Here is a 15,305-nt window from a genome sequence, read left to right as displayed (position 1 = left end):
GGAATCTTCTCCTCTGGTGCGGTGGACGGACCACGGAAGGAGGAAGTGGGGGGCGCCGTCCCCCCGAACGGTCCTGGCCGATTATGGAGGACCGGTTGCGAAACCGAAATTCGGCAGGAGGCGGCTGCACGTGCTTCCACCTAGAATGGACGGGTGAAAACGCATGCGGATCCGGGCGAGGCCGCGCCGCGCCGCGGATCCCGCTGGGTCGTGGATGTGGCCATTCTCACCGGCGCCCTGCTGGCCCTGGTCATCGCGACGCTCGCCGTCCGGTGGTCGTGGACGCCGGCCCCGGGGCCGGAGGAGCAGGTCTCCTGCGCCCCCTACGGCCTCGAGGGCGTGAGCACCGCCCCGCGCGGCGGGGCCCGCCCGCTCAGCACCGGCCCTGCGCTCACAGGGGGGCTGCGCTGGGCGGAGGGGACCTCGGACCGGCTCGACGTCGCCTTCGAGCACGACGGCACGACCAGCAGCTACCACGTCTTCGCCGACGGCATCGACTGGAGCGAGCCGGTCGGCGTGGTCTTCCGCCTGCACGGGGACGGGGCCTACGAGTACCACCACCCGGAGCACAAAGTCTCGTGCCTCGCGGAGGTCGCGCGCTCGCACAACGCGGTGCTCGTGACTCCCCGCACCCCGGACCGGCAGGGCGAGCCCACGTGGTGGGAGGACCTCGACGGCAACGCCGACTGGTTCGTGGCCCTGGCCGAGCACCGGATCCTCGCCGAGTACGACCTCGACCGCTCCCGCACGTGGCTGCACGGCTACTCCGGGGGCGCCGAGTTCATCAGCTACGAGCTGCTGGCGGACCGCGCGGACTTCCTGGCGGGCGGAGGCGCGGTGCTCTCCGGCGGCGGCGGGGCGCCGTCCACCGGGTCCTCGGAGCCGACGGACGAGCAGCTCGAGCAGCTGGTCCTGCACTGGGACGTGGGTCTCGACGACGACGGCACCGACCCCGACGCACCGTTCGACGCGCTCTCCGCGGCGGCGGCCGGGCGCGCCTGGTACCAGGACGCCGGCTGGACGCGGACCAGCGTGCGCTACCGCGAGGGCGTGGACCACTTCGAGCTGCCCGAGGCCCGGGTGCTCGACGCCGCCATGACCGCCGGGGGGTCCGCGTCAGGGCCCTCGGCAGAGCTCCCGCCCGGCCTCCCGGCAGACCCCGCGACGGAGCCATCGGCACCCGGACGTGACTGATCTCTCGTCGTCGTCCCCGGTCAGCGGACGATCCGCGGATTGGCGCGGCCCAGCGGGGGAGGGAGCGCTCCCGGAGCGGACCGCCGCTCCCCTCTCGGCTTGCACATGCAATAACACCGACCGTACGGTGCAGTAAGCAGAGCTGGCAGGGGAGCCGGTTCAGGGGGAAGGCCGATGCCGGGGGCATCGAGGCCGAACAACCGCTTCCGGTACGGCGCTGATCCGCGCATGCCTTTAGGGAGCCTTCCCACCGGTCCGTCCGGCACCTGAGCCCATCTCTCCCGCCGGCACCGGCCGTTGTGCAGATCCGCAGCGGCAGTGAAGTCGATGGGGGAATCAATGACAGTGCGCCCAACCACGCGCAGCGGCTCGACCCGCCAGGGAGGCGGTCGGCACCTGCTCGAGGACCGGTACCCGGGGCAGGATCCGATGGAGGACAGCGAGGTCCTCGACCGAGCCCTGCACACGCAGCCCATGCCGCAGGTCCCGGGCCGCGCCGTCTTCCCCGTCGCGTCCGCGCCGGCCCCGCGCACGCTCGTGGACATCGTCATGGACACCGTCTCGCGCCACCCGGACGCGGTGGCCGTCGACGACGGGAGCACCGTGCTCAGCTACGCCGAGTTCCTGGAGCGCGTCGAGGCCCAGGCCCAGCGCCTGTGGGACCTCGACATCGGCCGCGGGGACCGCGTCGGCATCCGTGTCCCCTCCGGGACCGTGGACCTCTACGTGGCCGTGCTCGGCACGATCTTCGCCGGCGCCGCCTACGTCCCGGTCGACTTCGACGACCCCGACGAGCGCGCCGACACGGTCTGGGAGGAGGCGGGGGTGTGCGCCGTCTACGGCGCGGGCCTGTCCCTCCGGCCCCGCGGCGGCGTCCGCGCGGGCGCGGATTGCCGGCAGCCCGGCACGGGCGACGACGCCTGGATCATCTTCACCTCCGGGTCCACCGGCAAGCCCAAGGGAGTGGCGATCAGCCACCTCTCGGCCGCCGCCCTCGTGGACGCCGAGGCCGAGCTCTACCTGCCCCGGCGCCCCCTGGGCCCGGGCGACCGCGTGATGGCAGGGCTCTCCGTGGCCTTCGACGCCTCGTGCGAGGAGATGTGGCTGGCCTGGCGCTCCGGCGCCGCCCTGGTCCCGGCCCCGCGCGCCGTCGTACGCTCGGGCACCGACCTCGGCCCGTGGCTCGTGGAGCGGGGCATCACCGCCGTCTCCACGGTGCCGACGCTCGCGTCGATGTGGCCGGCCGAGGCGCTGAGCCGCATCCGCCTGCTCATCTTCGGCGGGGAGGCGTGCCCCAACGAGCTCGCCGCCCGCCTGGTGCACCCTGGCCGCGAGGTCTGGAACACCTACGGCCCCACCGAGGCCACGGTCATCGCCACCGGCGCTGTGCTCACGGGCGAGCCGCCCGTGCGCATCGGCCTGCCGCTGCCCGGGTGGGAGCTGGCCATCGTCGACACCTCCGGCAATCCGGTGCGCTGGGGCGAGGAGGGCGAGCTGATCATCGGCGGCGTCGGGCTGGGCCGCTACCTGGACCCCGCCAAGGACGCCGAGAAGTTCGCGCCCATGGACTCCCTGGGCTGGGAGCGGGCCTACCGCTCCGGCGACCTCGTGCGCGCCGACCCCGAAGGCATCGTCTTCGTGGGCCGCGCCGACGACCAGGTCAAGATCTCCGGCCGGCGCGTGGAGATGGGCGAGATCGACGAGCAGATGTCGCGGCTGCCCGGCGTGCAGGCCGGCGCCGCCGCCGTGCACACCACCCCGGCCGGCAACCAGGTCCTCGTGGGCTACCTCGTGGCCGAGGCCCCGGGCTCGGTGGACCTCGCCGACGCCCGCCGCCTGCTCGCCGACCGGCTGCCGGGCCAGATGGTGCCGGCGCTGACCCTGATGGACGAGCTGCCCCTGAAGACCTCCGGCAAGGTGGACCGCAAGGCCCTGCCCTGGCCGCTGCCCTCCGCCGGCGCCGCCGCGGAGGCCTCGCAGATCGACGCCGAGCTCGAGTGGCTCGCCGCCCTGTGGGCCGACCAGCTCGGCCCCCTGCCCATCGACGAGGACAGCGACTTCTTCGTCCTCGGCGGCACGTCCGTGGCGGTGGCCAAGCTCGTCTCCGAGATTCGCCGCACGTACCCGGACGCCGCGATCGCGGAGATCTACCGGCACCCCACGCTGGCCGGGATGCACGAGTACCTGGCCGCACTGGCGCCCGTCGACGTCGTCGCCCAGGAGGCCGCGCGCGAGCGGCGGGTGGCGGACGTCCCCCGCTGGAACGGCCTCGTGCAGGTCCCCTTCCTCACGGGCCTGTACGCCGTCTCGGGGCTGCGCTACGTGCTCGGCGCCGCGATCGTCGTCTGGCTGCTCTTCAACGTGCTCGGCGCGGGCTGGGTCCCGAACCCGCCGCTGCTGCCGCTGGTGGTCGGCTGGCTCGTGCTCTTCGCCCTGCCCGGCCGGCTGGTGTTCACCGCCCTGGTCATCCGGCTGCTGACCTTCCGGCTGCGCCCCGGTGCCCACGCCCGCGGCTCCTGGACCCACCTGCGGGTCTGGATGGCCGAGCGGGTCCTGATCCTCAACAAGTTCGAGCCCCTCATGGGCACCCCCGTGATGGTGCTGTTCTTCCGCCTGCTCGGCAACCGGGTGGGCCGCCACGCCCACCTCGACACGATGCCTCCCGTCAGCGGCATGGCCCGCATCGGCGACGGCGCCGCCGTCGAGCACGAGGTGGACCTCTCCGGCTACTGGCTCGAGGCCGACGTCTTCCACCTCGACGGCGTGACCGTCGGCGAGAACGCCCGGGTCGGTACCCGCACGCTGCTGAGCCCGGGTGCGGTGGTCGAGGCCGGCGCGGAGGTCGACCCCGGCTCCCACGTCACCGGCACCGTCCCCGCCGGCCGCCTGCAGGGCGGCTCCCCGCTCGTGGACCTCGGCGCCGCCGGGGAGTCCTGGCTGGAGTGGGCCCCGGGCCGCAGCAACCGGTTCCTGACCGGGCTGCTGTACGCGCTGGGCCTCGGCACGGTGGGGGTCCTGCCCGTGCTGGCCGTGATCCCCGGCGCGCTGATCGTCTTCACCCAGGTCCGCGGGCTCGAGCTCTACGAGCTCGTCTTCCCCGTCATGGCCCTGTGGGTGCCCGTCTTCGCCGTGCTCACCTTCCTGGTCTACCTCGCCCTGCTCGTGCTCGTCGTGCGCGCGCTCGCCCTGCTGATCCGTCCCGGCCACCACCCCGCCGACGGGACCGTGGGCTGGGCCGTGTGGCTCACGGGCGTGCTGCTCCAGAAGAGCCTCGTCTCCACCTACCCCGTCTACGCGTCCATCGCCACGCCGTTCTTCCTGCGGCTGCTGGGCGCCCGCGTGGGCAACCAGGTGGAGATCTCCACCGTGGAGACCCTGCCGCACCTGACCACCTTCGAGTCCGGCTCCTTCATGGCCGACCACTCGATGGTCAGCTCCGCCCGGATCGGCTTCGGTTGGATCCACGTGGGCCCCTCGACCGTGGGGGAGCGCTCCTTCGTGGGCAACTCCGCGATCGTGGGCCCGGACCGGGACGTCCCCGAGGACTCCCTGGTCGCCGTGCTCTCCTCCGCCCCGGCCGACGCCGAGCGCGGCACCTCCTGGCTGGGCCGGCTGCCCGAGCCGATCAGCCGCGTCACCGACACCGCGGACGAGGCCGTCACCTACCGGCCCCGCCGGCGCCTGGTCGTGGCCCGCACGCTCGTCGAGTCGCTGCGCGCCGTGCCGTTCATGGTCACCGCGTGGCTCGACCTCGCGATCGTGTTCGTGCTCACCACCGTGTACATGCGCGCCGGGGGAGGCCTCGACGGCATCGTCTCGGCCTTGCTGTGGGCCACGCCCGTGGTCCTGGCCGCCGGCGTGGTGGCCGCCCTGATCCCCGTGCTGGTCAAGTGGGCCCTGATGGGCCGCTTCCGCGAGGGCGAGCGCCCGCTGTTCAGCTCCTTCGTGTGGCGCAACGAGCTCGCCGACACCTTCGCGGAGTCCCTGGCCGTGCCCGGACTGATCCGACTGGCCGTCGGCTCCCCGGTGTTCAACGTCTGGGCCCGCCTCATGGGCGCCCGGATCGAGCGCGGCGTGTGGTGCGAGACCTGGTGGCTGCCCGAGTTCGACCTCGTGCACCTGGGCCGCGGCGTGTCCGTCAACCGCGGGACCGTGCTCCAGACCCACCTGTTCCACGACCGCATCATGCGGCTCCAGCCCGTGTCGATGGAGGCGGGCTCCACCCTGGGGCCCAACAGCTTCGTCCTGCCCGGTTCCACCGTGGAGGCCGGCGCCACCGTGGGCCCCGGCTCCCTGGTCATGGCCCAGGAGACCGTGCCCGCCGGCAGCACCTGGGGCGGCAACCCGATCCGCCCGCTGCACGCCGACGCCCTCGAGACCGTGTCCGCCGGCGCCCTCGGGACCGTGGCCGCCGGAGGGACGACCCGTGAGCGCTGAGCACGCGGCCGCCACGCGTGGCGGGGGCACCGCGGTGCTCAACGTTCCCGGCGCCTCCGGCCGACGCACCCGGCGGCGGCTGGTCGGCGTGGACGCCGCCCGGGGCTTCGCCCTGCTCGGGATGGTCGCCGTGCACACCCTGCCCTACTGGGACGCGGAGAACGAGCGAGCCTCGCTGAGCTGGTCCCTGTTCGCCGGGCACTCGGCCGCGCTCTTCGCGACACTGGCCGGAGTGAGCCTCGCGTTCCTCTCCGGGGGCCGAACCCCGCACACCGGCCGGCGCCTGGCCGGGGACCGGGCGGGGCTGGTGGGCCGCGCCGCGGTGATCGCCCTCGTCGGGTTCCTCGTGGGCTTCGTGGCCCCGCCGGTGGACAACATCCTCATCTACTACGGGATGTTCTTCCTGCTCGCCATCCCCTTCCTGGGCCTGCGCATCCGGCACCTGCTGATCAGCGCGGCGGCGTTCACCGTGCTGGCCCCGTTCCTCATGCAGTGGGCCGTGGACGTCCTGCCCGCGCACGTGTACGGCAACCCCACGCTGTGGAACCTCGTCACGGAGCCGGTCACCGTGCTCTCCCAGCTGCTGCTGACCGGCACCTACCCGGCCCTGCCGTACATGGCCTACCTGTGCGCGGGGATCGCCCTGGGCCGGATGAACCTCACGAGCCGGCGGGTGCAGCTGTGGCTCGTGGGCGCCGGCGCGGCACTGGCCCTGCTCTCCTGGACGGTGTCCATGGCGGCGCTGCTGGCCCTCGGGGTCTACGACCGGATCTGGGAGGCCACGCCGTGGCTGACCGAGGAGCAGATCGACGAGATCCTCGTCTTCGGCCCGGACCCGTCCCTGCCGACCACCACCTTGTGGTGGCTCATGGTGCCCGCCCCGCACAGCAACACGCCCGTGGCGCTGCTCCTGAGCCTCGGCATGGCCGCGTTCGCGCTCGGGGCGTTCCTGCTCCTGGCCCGGCTGATCGGCAAGGCGCTCACGCCGCTGGCGGCCGCCGGGTCCATGACGTTCACGCTCTACACCCTGCACCTGCTGTTCCTCGCCACCGAGGTCTACGACCTGCACCCGGCGTTCTGGTTCTGGATGCAGGTGGCCGCCTTCGGCCTCCTGGCCGTGGCGTGGCAGCGCGCGGTGGGCCAGGGGCCGCTCGAAAAGCTCGTGGCCCGCACCTCGAAGCGCATCTCCCAGAGGGTGGCTGAGCGCTGACCTGACGCCGAGTCCCCAACCCGGTGGCAATTCCCCACGCAATGACATGGGGGATTGCCACCGGGTTGGGGACTCGCCGCGTGGGAGCGCCGGTGGTTGGGGACTCGGCGCACCGGGGTCACCGGTGGTTGGGGACTCGGTGCACCGGGGTCACCGGTGGTTGGGGACTCGCCGCACCAGGGGCGCCGGTGGTGGGGAACTCGGCGTGCCAGGGGGCACCGGCGACCCGGGACTCGGAGCAGCGGCGGGGCGACCTCACACGGGGGCCGCGGTCGTGTGAGTGAAAGTGCATCGGGGCGTTACCCCTGCCGTCGGGGACGGAAACACGGGGTTCGTAGCGTGGGAGCATCGCACGCCGCCGTCGCCGTGCTCCGCCCCGCTCGCCCAGGAGGTCACCCGTGAGCTCAGAACTGCATCCCGACCCCGTCACGACGGCGGCGACCACGCCCGCCCCGCTCGCGCTGCGCGAGCGGCCCGGCCGCTGGCTGGACGGCTACCGCCCCGAGGACCCCGCGTTCTGGGAGTCCACCGGCCGCCCGATCGCCCGCACCAACCTCAAGTGGTCCATCTTCGCGGAGTTCCTCGGCTTCGCCGTCTGGCAGCTCTGGGCCATCACCGTGGTCTTCCTGCCGGGCGCGGGCTTCACCTTCAGCGACTCGCAGATCTTCTGGCTGATCTCCATCCCCTCGCTGGTGGGCGCCACGCTGCGCATCCCGTACACCTTCATGGTGGGCCGTTTCGGCGGCCGCAACTGGACCATCGTCTCGGCCCTGCTGCTGCTGATCCCCACGGTGGGCCTGGCCCTGGCGGTCGGCAACCCGGACACCCCGTTCGGGGTGATGCTGCTGCTGGCGGCCACCGCCGGGTTCGGCGGCGGCAACTTCGCCTCCTCGATGGCCAACATCACCTTCTTCTACCCGGTGCGGGAGAAGGGCTGGGCGCTCGGGTTGAACGCGGCCGGCGGCAACCTCGGCACCGCCGTGGCCCAGCTGGTCGTCCCGATCGCCGTCTCGCTCGTCGCCCTCGGCGCTACCGGCCTCTCGGTGGCCGGGTGGATCTGGGTGCCGTTCATCCTCTTCGCCGCCTGGGGCGCGAAGAAGTACATGCACAACCTCTCCCACGCCAAGGGGGATGTCGCGGGGTCCCTGGCCACGGTCAAGGAGCCGCACTTCTGGATCATGTCCTTCCTCTACGTGGGCACGTTCGGCTCCTTCATCGGCTTCTCCAGCGTGTTCCCCAAGCTCATCGCGGACACCTTCCCGGAGTTCTCGTCCTTCAGCGTGGGCGCCGCGGCCCTGTCCCTCGCGTTCCTCGGCCCCCTGGTCGGCTCGGTCTCCCGCCCCTGGGGCGGCCGGCTCGCGGACCGCTTCGGCGGCGCCCCGATGACGGTCGCCGTGTTCGCCGTCATGGCACTGCTCGCGCTCGCCGTGGTGCTGACGCTGCCGCTGGCCGACTTCTGGCTGTTCCTGGGTCTGTTCCTGCTGCTGTTCACGGCGGCGGGCATGGGTAACGGCTCCACGTACCGGATGATCCCCTCGATCTACCGGGTGCTGGGGCTGCGGCAGCAGCAGGACGTCGCGGTCTCCACCGAGCGCAGGGCTTCGGCGGCCCTCGGCCTGATCGGGGCGGTCGGCGCGTACGGCGGCTTCCTGATCCCGCAGGCGCTCAACCTCTCGAACAGCACCACCGGCGCCTACAGCGCCGCGTTCTACGGCTTCGTGGCGTTCTACCTCGTGGCACTGGGCGTGACCTGGTTCTGCTACCTGCGCAAGGGCACCGAGATGGGCGACAGCCACATCTGAGCCCGCGCCACCCCGTCCGGACGGCACCAGGAGGTTCTCCCCGCATGAGCACGACGGCGACCCACTGTCCCTACTGCGCCCTGCAGTGCGCGATGACCCTGGACACGGGGTCGGACACCGCTGCCGAGCAGGGCTTCCCGGAGGTGCTGGGACGGCAGTTCCCGGTGAACCAGGGCGGGATGTGCCGCAAGGGCTGGACGTCGTCGGAGCTGCTGGCCAACCCCGCGCGGCTCACGGCGCCGCTGCTGCGCGGAGCGGACGGGGTCTTCCAGGAGGTCTCCTGGGACGTGGCCTTGGACCGGATGGCCGGGGAGTTCCGGGCCGCCCAGGAGCGCTGGGGCCGGGACGGGGTGGGGATCTTCGGCGGCGGGGGCCTGACCAACGAGAAGGCCTACCAGCTGGGGAAGTTCGCGCGGGTGGCTCTGCGGACCTCGCGGATCGACTACAACGGCCGGTTCTGCATGTCCTCCGCGGCGGCCGCCGCGAACCGCTCGCTGGGGCTGGACCGCGGCCTGCCCTTCCCGGTGACCGACCTCGACGACGCCCACACCGTGCTGCTGCTGGGCACCAACCCCGCCGAGACCATGCCGCCGTTCGTCCAGCACCTGCAGCACGCGCAGCGGCACGGCGGCCTCGTCGTCGTCGATCCCCGCCGCACCGCCACGGTGCGGATGACCGAGGACGGGGGCGGACTGCACCTGCAGCCCACCCCCGGCTCGGACCTGGTCCTGCTGCTGGGGATGGCCCACGTGGTCCTGCACGAGGGCCTCGCCGACCGGGAGTACCTCGAGCGGCGCACCACCGGGCTTGAGTCCTTCCTGCCCAGCGTCAACGCGTGGTGGCCGGAGCGGGTCGAACAGGTCACCGGCGTCCCGGCGGAGCGGATCCGCCGGGCCGCCCGCCTGCTGGCCCGCGAGCGCAGGGGAACCTACGTCATCACCGGGCGCGGCGTCGAGCAGCACGTCGACGGCACGGACACCGCGACGGCCGCGATCAACCTGGCCCTGCTCCTCGGTCTGCCCGGGCGCGAAGGCTCCGGCTGGGGCACCCTCACCGGGCAGGGCAACGGGCAGGGCGGGCGCGAGCACGGCCAGAAGGCGGACCAGCTGCCCGGCTACCGCACGATCACGGACCCCGCCGCCCGCGAGCACGTGGCCGGCGTGTGGGGCGTGGACCCCGCCGACCTGCCCGGCGCCGGGATCCCGGCGGTGGAGCTGCTGACCACCCTGGGCACCGGGCACGGTGTCCGCTGCCTGTGGGTCAACGGGTCCAACGTGGTGATCGGCGCCCCGGACGCGGACGCCGTGGTCCGCGGCCTGCAGGCACTCGACTTCCTGGTGGTCTGCGACTTCTTCTTCTCCGAGACCGCCGAGTTCGCCGACCTCGTCCTGCCCGTCCTGCAGTGGGCCGAGGAGGAGGGCACCATGACGAACCTCGAGGGCCGGGTGCTGCGCCGCCGCCGGGCGGTGGACCCGCCGCCCGGGGCCCGGGACGAGCTGTGGATCATGTCCGAGCTCGCCCGGCGGCTCGGGGCCCCGGGCACGTTCAGCACCGTGCCGGAGGAGGTCTTCGAGGAGCTCCGGCTGGCGTCGGCCGGGGGCAGGGCCGACTACTCGGGCATCAGCTGGGCCGCCCTGGACGCGGGCGAGGCCTGCTACTGGCCCTACCCCGCCGGCGGTTCCGCGGGCACGCCGCGGGCCTTCCTCGACCGCTTCGGCCACGAGGACGGGCGGGCCGTGCTGGTCCCCGTGCGCACGCGCGCCGCCGGCCGGGCCGTGGACCCCAGCCCGCGCGGGCATCGCCGGGAGCCCCTGCACCGGGTGGGGACCCTGACCCTCGTGACGGGCCGGTACCTGGAGCACTACCAGTCCGGGAACCAGACCCGGCGGGTGCACTCGCTGCACGAGGCCCGGCCCGAGTCGATGATGCAGATCCACCCCGCGACGGCGGCCTCTCTCGGCATCCGCGACGGCGCCGCGGTGGCGCTCACGAGCGCCCGCGGCCAGGCCGTGGCCCTCGCCCGGCTGACCACGGACATCCGTCCCGACACCGTGTTCCTGCCCTTCCACTACGCCGGGGACCAGACCGCCAACAAGCTCGTGTCCTCGGACGCCGTGGACCCGATCTCGTCCATGCCCGAGTTCAAGGCCGGCTCCGTGACCGTCCGGGCGATCGACCCCGAGGAGACGACCCGATGACCGTGCACCGTCCCACCCGTGCCCACGGCACCCCGATGCGGCCCGGCGAGCACGTGGTCGTGATTGGCTTCGGCCCCGTGGCCGCGCGCTTCGTCGACGACGTCGCCGACCTCGCCGCCGCGGGCACGATCCGGCTGACCGTGATCGGCGGGGAGCCCGACCCCGCCTACAACCGGGTGCTCGTGGGCGAGCACGCGATGGGCCGCACCGAGCTCGCCGTGATGGGCCTGGCCGACCCGGAGTCGCTGTCGCAGTCCGGGATCGACGTCCTGCTCGGCACGGAGGTGACCCGGATCGACCGCTCCCGCCGGGTCCTGCACCTGACGGACGGACCGACGGGGGAGGCCCGCGAGCTCGGCTACGACCGCCTGGTCCTCGCCACCGGCGCCCGCCCCAACCTGCCCGTGCTGCGCGGGATCAATCCCGATCCCCGTGCCTACGAGCACCTCCCGGCCGGCGTCACGGCCCTGCGGGACCTGCGCGACGCCCGGGCCGTGCGCGAGGTCGTCGACCGGCGGGGCCGCGTGGTGGTCCTGGGCGGCGGCGTCCTCGGGCTCGAGGCCGCGCTCGCCGCGAGCGAGGTCGGCTGCCCGGTGACCGTGGTCCACCACGCCCCGTGGGTGATGACCCGCTCCCTCGACGCGGCCGGTGGGGCGCTTCTGGGCCGCGCGCTCGGGGACGCGGGCGTGGGGGTGGTCTCCGGGACCCAGGCGCGGGAGGTGCTCCTGGATGAGGACCGGCGCTTCCGCGGCCTCCTCCTGGAGGACGGCCGAGAGGTCCCCGGCGAGCTGCTGCTGCTCTCGATCGGGGTCACGGCCCGCTCCGAGCTCGCCGAGGGCGCCGGTCTGCGCACCGCCCGTGGGGTCGTGGTGAACCACGAGCTCGAGGCCGACGTGGAGCAGCGGGTGTTCGCGATCGGCGACTGCGCCGAGGTGCTGTGCAAGGACGCGTCCTGCCAGGTCTGCCCGGGCCGGGAGGGCGTGGGCCCGTCCGGGCTCGTCGGCCCCGGCTGGCGGCAGGCGGAGTGGCTGGCCGCCCGGTTCCACGCCGATCTCGAGGCCGTGGCCGACGGCGGCACGGCGGTGCTCGCGCCGCTGACCAGCGGGCCCGCCGGCGCGGTGCGGCTCAAGGCGCACCAGGTGGAGCTCGCCTCCGCCGGGGCGGTCGGCGGGCTGCCGTGGGAGTTCCGTCCGGACGGCGGATCCGTGGTGCAGTGGGCGGACGGTGGGGCCGGGACCTACGCGAAGCTCGTGCTCGGCCCGGACCGGACGCTGGAGGGATACATCGTGCTCGGCCTGCCCCGCTCCGCGGCCGGCATCGGGCTGCTGTACGACCGCGGCGAAGCGGTGCCCGAGGACCCGAGCGTCCTGCTGCGCCTCGACGGCCCGGACGCCGGGAGCGGGGAGAGCCCGATGACCCCGGAGTCGACGGTCTGCCACTGCGCGGGCGTCACGATGGGCCGGATCACGGACGTCGTCGAGGAGGGCGCCGCCACGGTCGAGGAGGTCGGCTGCGCCACCCGGGCCTCCACGGGCTGCGGCGGCTGCAAGGCCGCGGTGGCCCGGATCATCGAGGTCCACCGCGGAGTGGCCGTGTGAGGAGGGCCGATGCCCCGGGAGGACCACCGTTGCGGTACGCGCTCCCGCACAAGGGTGGACGCCGTCACCGTCCCGTTCCGGTTGGCCGGTGTGGCCCGGGGTGCGAAGATGGTCGCGCCCGTCGCCCGTCGCCGCGGGCCGGCCCCGACGAAGAGGACGACCATCCATGAGGGAGCGCCCCACCGAGAACCGGCCCCCGGCGGCCGGGACCCGCAGCGCCGCACGGCGTGCCTCGAGGCGCCTGGTGGGCATCGACGCCGCCCGCGGGCTGGCGCTCGTGGCCATCATGTGCGTGCACATCCTGCCCGCGTCCTACACCGCCACGGGCAGGCCCACGGTGACGTGGATCCTGTTCCCCGGTGACTCCCCGGCCCTGTTCGCCCTGCTGGCCGGCACGGGGCTGGCGCTCACCTCCGGCGGCCGCCGCCCGTTCCGGGGCCGCGAGATGACGGCCGCCCGGGCCGGCATCGCGGTGCGCGCGCTGCTGCTCCTGGTCCTCGGGCTGCTCATCGGCCTGCTCATGCCGCCGGAGCCCCCGGCGCTCAACATCCTGATCTACTTCGCCGCGTACTTCGTGCTCGCCCTGCCCGTCCTGGGGCTCGGGCCCAGGGCCCTGTTCCTCGGCGCGGCCGTCGCCCTGGTGGCCGGCCCGCTGCTGCTCCACTTCGCGGGGGGCTCGCTGCCGGAGTTCTCTTCGTACAACCCGACCTTCGGCACCCTGGTCGGCGAACCGCTCGCGGTGCTCGGGCAGCTGCTCCTGACGGGGACCTACCCCGCCCTGCCGTACCTGGCCTACCTGCTGGCGGGTCTGGCCATCGGCCGGCTCAACCTCCGCCGCCGCGACGTCCAGGTCCGGCTGGTCGTGGTGGGCGCGGCGCTCGCGGTCACGGCGAATCTCGTCTCGCGGCAGCTGCTCTACGCCGGGGACGTCTACACGAGGCTGCTGTTCAGCGACCCGGACCTCACCGCGGCGCAGCTCGAGAGCGTGCTGATCTACGGTCCCGACGGGAGGCTGCCGACGACCTCGCCGTGGTGGCTCGTCCTCACCACCCCGGACGTCAACACGCCGTTCTCCGTGGCGTGGAGCCTCGGGGTGAGCCTGGCCGTCGTCGGGACGTGCCTGCTCCTCGCCCGCCGGCACAGCGCGTGGCTGCTGCCCGTGACGGCGATGGGGGCGATGAGCCTCACCCTGTACACGGCGCACCTCGTCTTCCTGTCCTTCGAGGTGTTCTACACCGCCCCGATGCTCTGGCTGGTCGCGAGTCTCGTGCTCTCCGTGCTGTTCGCCCTCGCCTGGCAGCGGGCCTTCGGGACGGGCCCGCTCGAGCGGGCGATGAACGCGGTGGTCCGGCCGGTCCGCCGGGCGGTGGCTCAGGGGTCCAGCCGGTAGCCGCGCTTGATCACGGTGGCGACCAGGGGAGCGGGCAGGATCCTGCGCAACCGGGAGATCACCATCTCCAGGGCGTGCTCGGTCTCCAGACCCGGCACCGCGGACAGCAGCAGCCCCCGGGAGACCACCGCCCCGGGGTGCGCCGCGAGCGCCCGCAGCACCGCGACCTGGGCGTCGGAGAGCGGGACGAACGCGCCGTCCAGGGCGGCGCCGGTGCTCATCAGCCGCAGCGTCCCGTGCCGGGTGGGCACCACCAGGGTGCGCTCCTCGACCGCGTGGGTGCACACCGCCCGGACCAGGGCGCCGAGCCGGAAGCGCTCCGGCACGAGCGGCTCCACGCCGACCTCCAGCAGGGGCCCGGCGCACACGGGTCCCACCGCGGCGGCCGTGACGTCCGTGCGCAGGGCCGCCACGAGGTCGTCGAAGCAGCCCAGCTCCTGGGCGGTGCTGAACAGGGCGTCCACGGCCGGGGCGGCGGTGAAGGTCAGCACGTCCAGGCGGCGTTCGCACACGTCGCGGATCAGGGCCGGCAGGCGCTCGCCGTCGTCGGCGGACAGCCACCGGTAGGGGGAGACCGTGTCCACCTGCGCCCCGGCGGCGACGAGGCGTTCCAGCTGGAGCTCGTCCGTCAGCCCGTGCAGCTGGACGGCCACGCGGGCGCCGGTCACCCCGTCGGCCAGGAGCCGGTCGACCACCGAGGAGGTCCGCTCGTCCTCGGAGACCTCCGCGTCCTCGAGCTCGAGGGAGAGCACCTGGCCCCGGGCCTTCGCCCCGCGGGTCAGGACCCGTGCGGCCCGGAAGGCGTCCCGCAGGTCCTCACCGAGGCCCGCGGCGTCGGCGGCCTCGAACCACCGGCGCAGCCCGTAGGCCGTGGTCACCACGACGATCTCGGGCCGGTGGGCGAGCAGCGTGCGGGTGTCCTCGACCACCCGGGTGTCCTCGGCGACGGGCGAGATCATCAGGGCGGGCGCGTGCACCACCTGCGCGCCGCGGCGCTCCAGGGCGGCGATGAAGTCCGTGGCGCGGCGGTGGGCCGTCACGCCGACGCGGAACCCGGTCAGTTCGCCGAGCCCGCCGGGCGTGCCGTGGTCACCGGGTGCGGGGGCGGTGGGTGCGGCGGTCATGCTCCGAGCGTAGGTCGGTCCTGTGACCACGGTGTTTCCCCGTGTTTCCGTTTCCGCACCCTCTGCTCCACGGACGCGGTACGGCTCTCGGTGCGCCGTGGCCGGAATCCCTGCGGGGGCACCGGCCACTGCTCCGGAGCACCGGGTGTCCGGCCTGTGGGGTGCCGGCCACCCCGGCGACCGCAGGGCGCTGGACGGGCAGGACGGATGTCCCGCTGACGTGCACGGTGGCCCTCGCAGAACTTCATGGAATCTTGAGGTCCGCTCGACGGGAGCGCCGGGTGCGGCAGTGATCCTGAGTCCGGAACGGTCCCGGAGTGCTGGGACCTCGGATGCGGCTCGGTTCCGGACC

At 73.8% G+C, this 15,305-nt stretch carries 8 protein-coding genes; 7 read left to right on the top strand and 1 reads right to left on the bottom strand.

Features of this window, described 5'->3' with window-relative positions:
- Positions 1-153 precede the first annotated feature (153 nt).
- The 7 genes from ACYVM4_RS10180 (at position 154) to ACYVM4_RS10150 (ending at position 13,829) form a co-directional block, all read left to right on the top strand.
- Complete coding sequence (locus ACYVM4_RS10180; protein WP_460668464.1) at positions 154-1,194, top strand: alpha/beta hydrolase; 1,041 nt, start codon at positions 154-156, stop codon at positions 1,192-1,194.
- Between the two features lie 429 nt (positions 1,195-1,623).
- On the top strand, positions 1,624-5,631 hold the full coding sequence (locus ACYVM4_RS10175; RefSeq protein ID WP_460668572.1) for a Pls/PosA family non-ribosomal peptide synthetase: 4,008 nt from the start codon (positions 1,624-1,626) through the stop codon (positions 5,629-5,631).
- On the top strand, positions 5,621-6,841 hold the full coding sequence (locus ACYVM4_RS10170) for a heparan-alpha-glucosaminide N-acetyltransferase domain-containing protein (RefSeq protein ID WP_460668463.1): 1,221 nt from the start codon (positions 5,621-5,623) through the stop codon (positions 6,839-6,841). The genes ACYVM4_RS10175 and ACYVM4_RS10170 overlap by 11 nt, the downstream gene beginning before the upstream one ends.
- Positions 6,842-7,239: 398 nt before the next feature.
- Positions 7,240-8,643: an MFS transporter gene (locus ACYVM4_RS10165; protein ID WP_460668462.1), complete on the top strand. Its 1,404-nt coding sequence runs from the start codon at positions 7,240-7,242 to the stop codon at positions 8,641-8,643.
- A 44-nt stretch (positions 8,644-8,687) separates the two neighbouring features.
- Positions 8,688-10,841: a molybdopterin oxidoreductase family protein gene (locus tag ACYVM4_RS10160; protein ID WP_460668461.1), complete on the top strand. Its 2,154-nt coding sequence runs from the start codon at positions 8,688-8,690 to the stop codon at positions 10,839-10,841.
- Positions 10,838-12,439: an FAD-dependent oxidoreductase gene (locus ACYVM4_RS10155; RefSeq protein ID WP_460668460.1), complete on the top strand. Its 1,602-nt coding sequence runs from the start codon at positions 10,838-10,840 to the stop codon at positions 12,437-12,439. Before ACYVM4_RS10160 ends, ACYVM4_RS10155 begins: the two co-directional genes overlap by 4 nt.
- 166 nt (positions 12,440-12,605) lie before the next feature.
- Complete coding sequence (locus ACYVM4_RS10150; protein WP_460668459.1) at positions 12,606-13,829, top strand: heparan-alpha-glucosaminide N-acetyltransferase domain-containing protein; 1,224 nt, start codon at positions 12,606-12,608, stop codon at positions 13,827-13,829.
- On the opposite strand, the gene ACYVM4_RS10145 is transcribed toward ACYVM4_RS10150, so the two are convergent.
- The gene (locus ACYVM4_RS10145) at positions 13,811-14,953 is read right to left on the bottom strand and encodes a uroporphyrinogen-III synthase (RefSeq protein ID WP_460668458.1); all 1,143 of its coding nucleotides are present in this window, start codon (positions 14,951-14,953) and stop codon (positions 13,811-13,813) included. The genes ACYVM4_RS10150 and ACYVM4_RS10145 overlap by 19 nt on opposite strands.
- Positions 14,954-15,305: the final 352 nt, after the last annotated feature.

Source organism: Kocuria himachalensis (assembly GCF_054784195.1).
The sequence above is the reverse complement of the archived record's forward strand: the minus strand, read 5'-3'. Positions and strand labels throughout refer to the sequence as shown.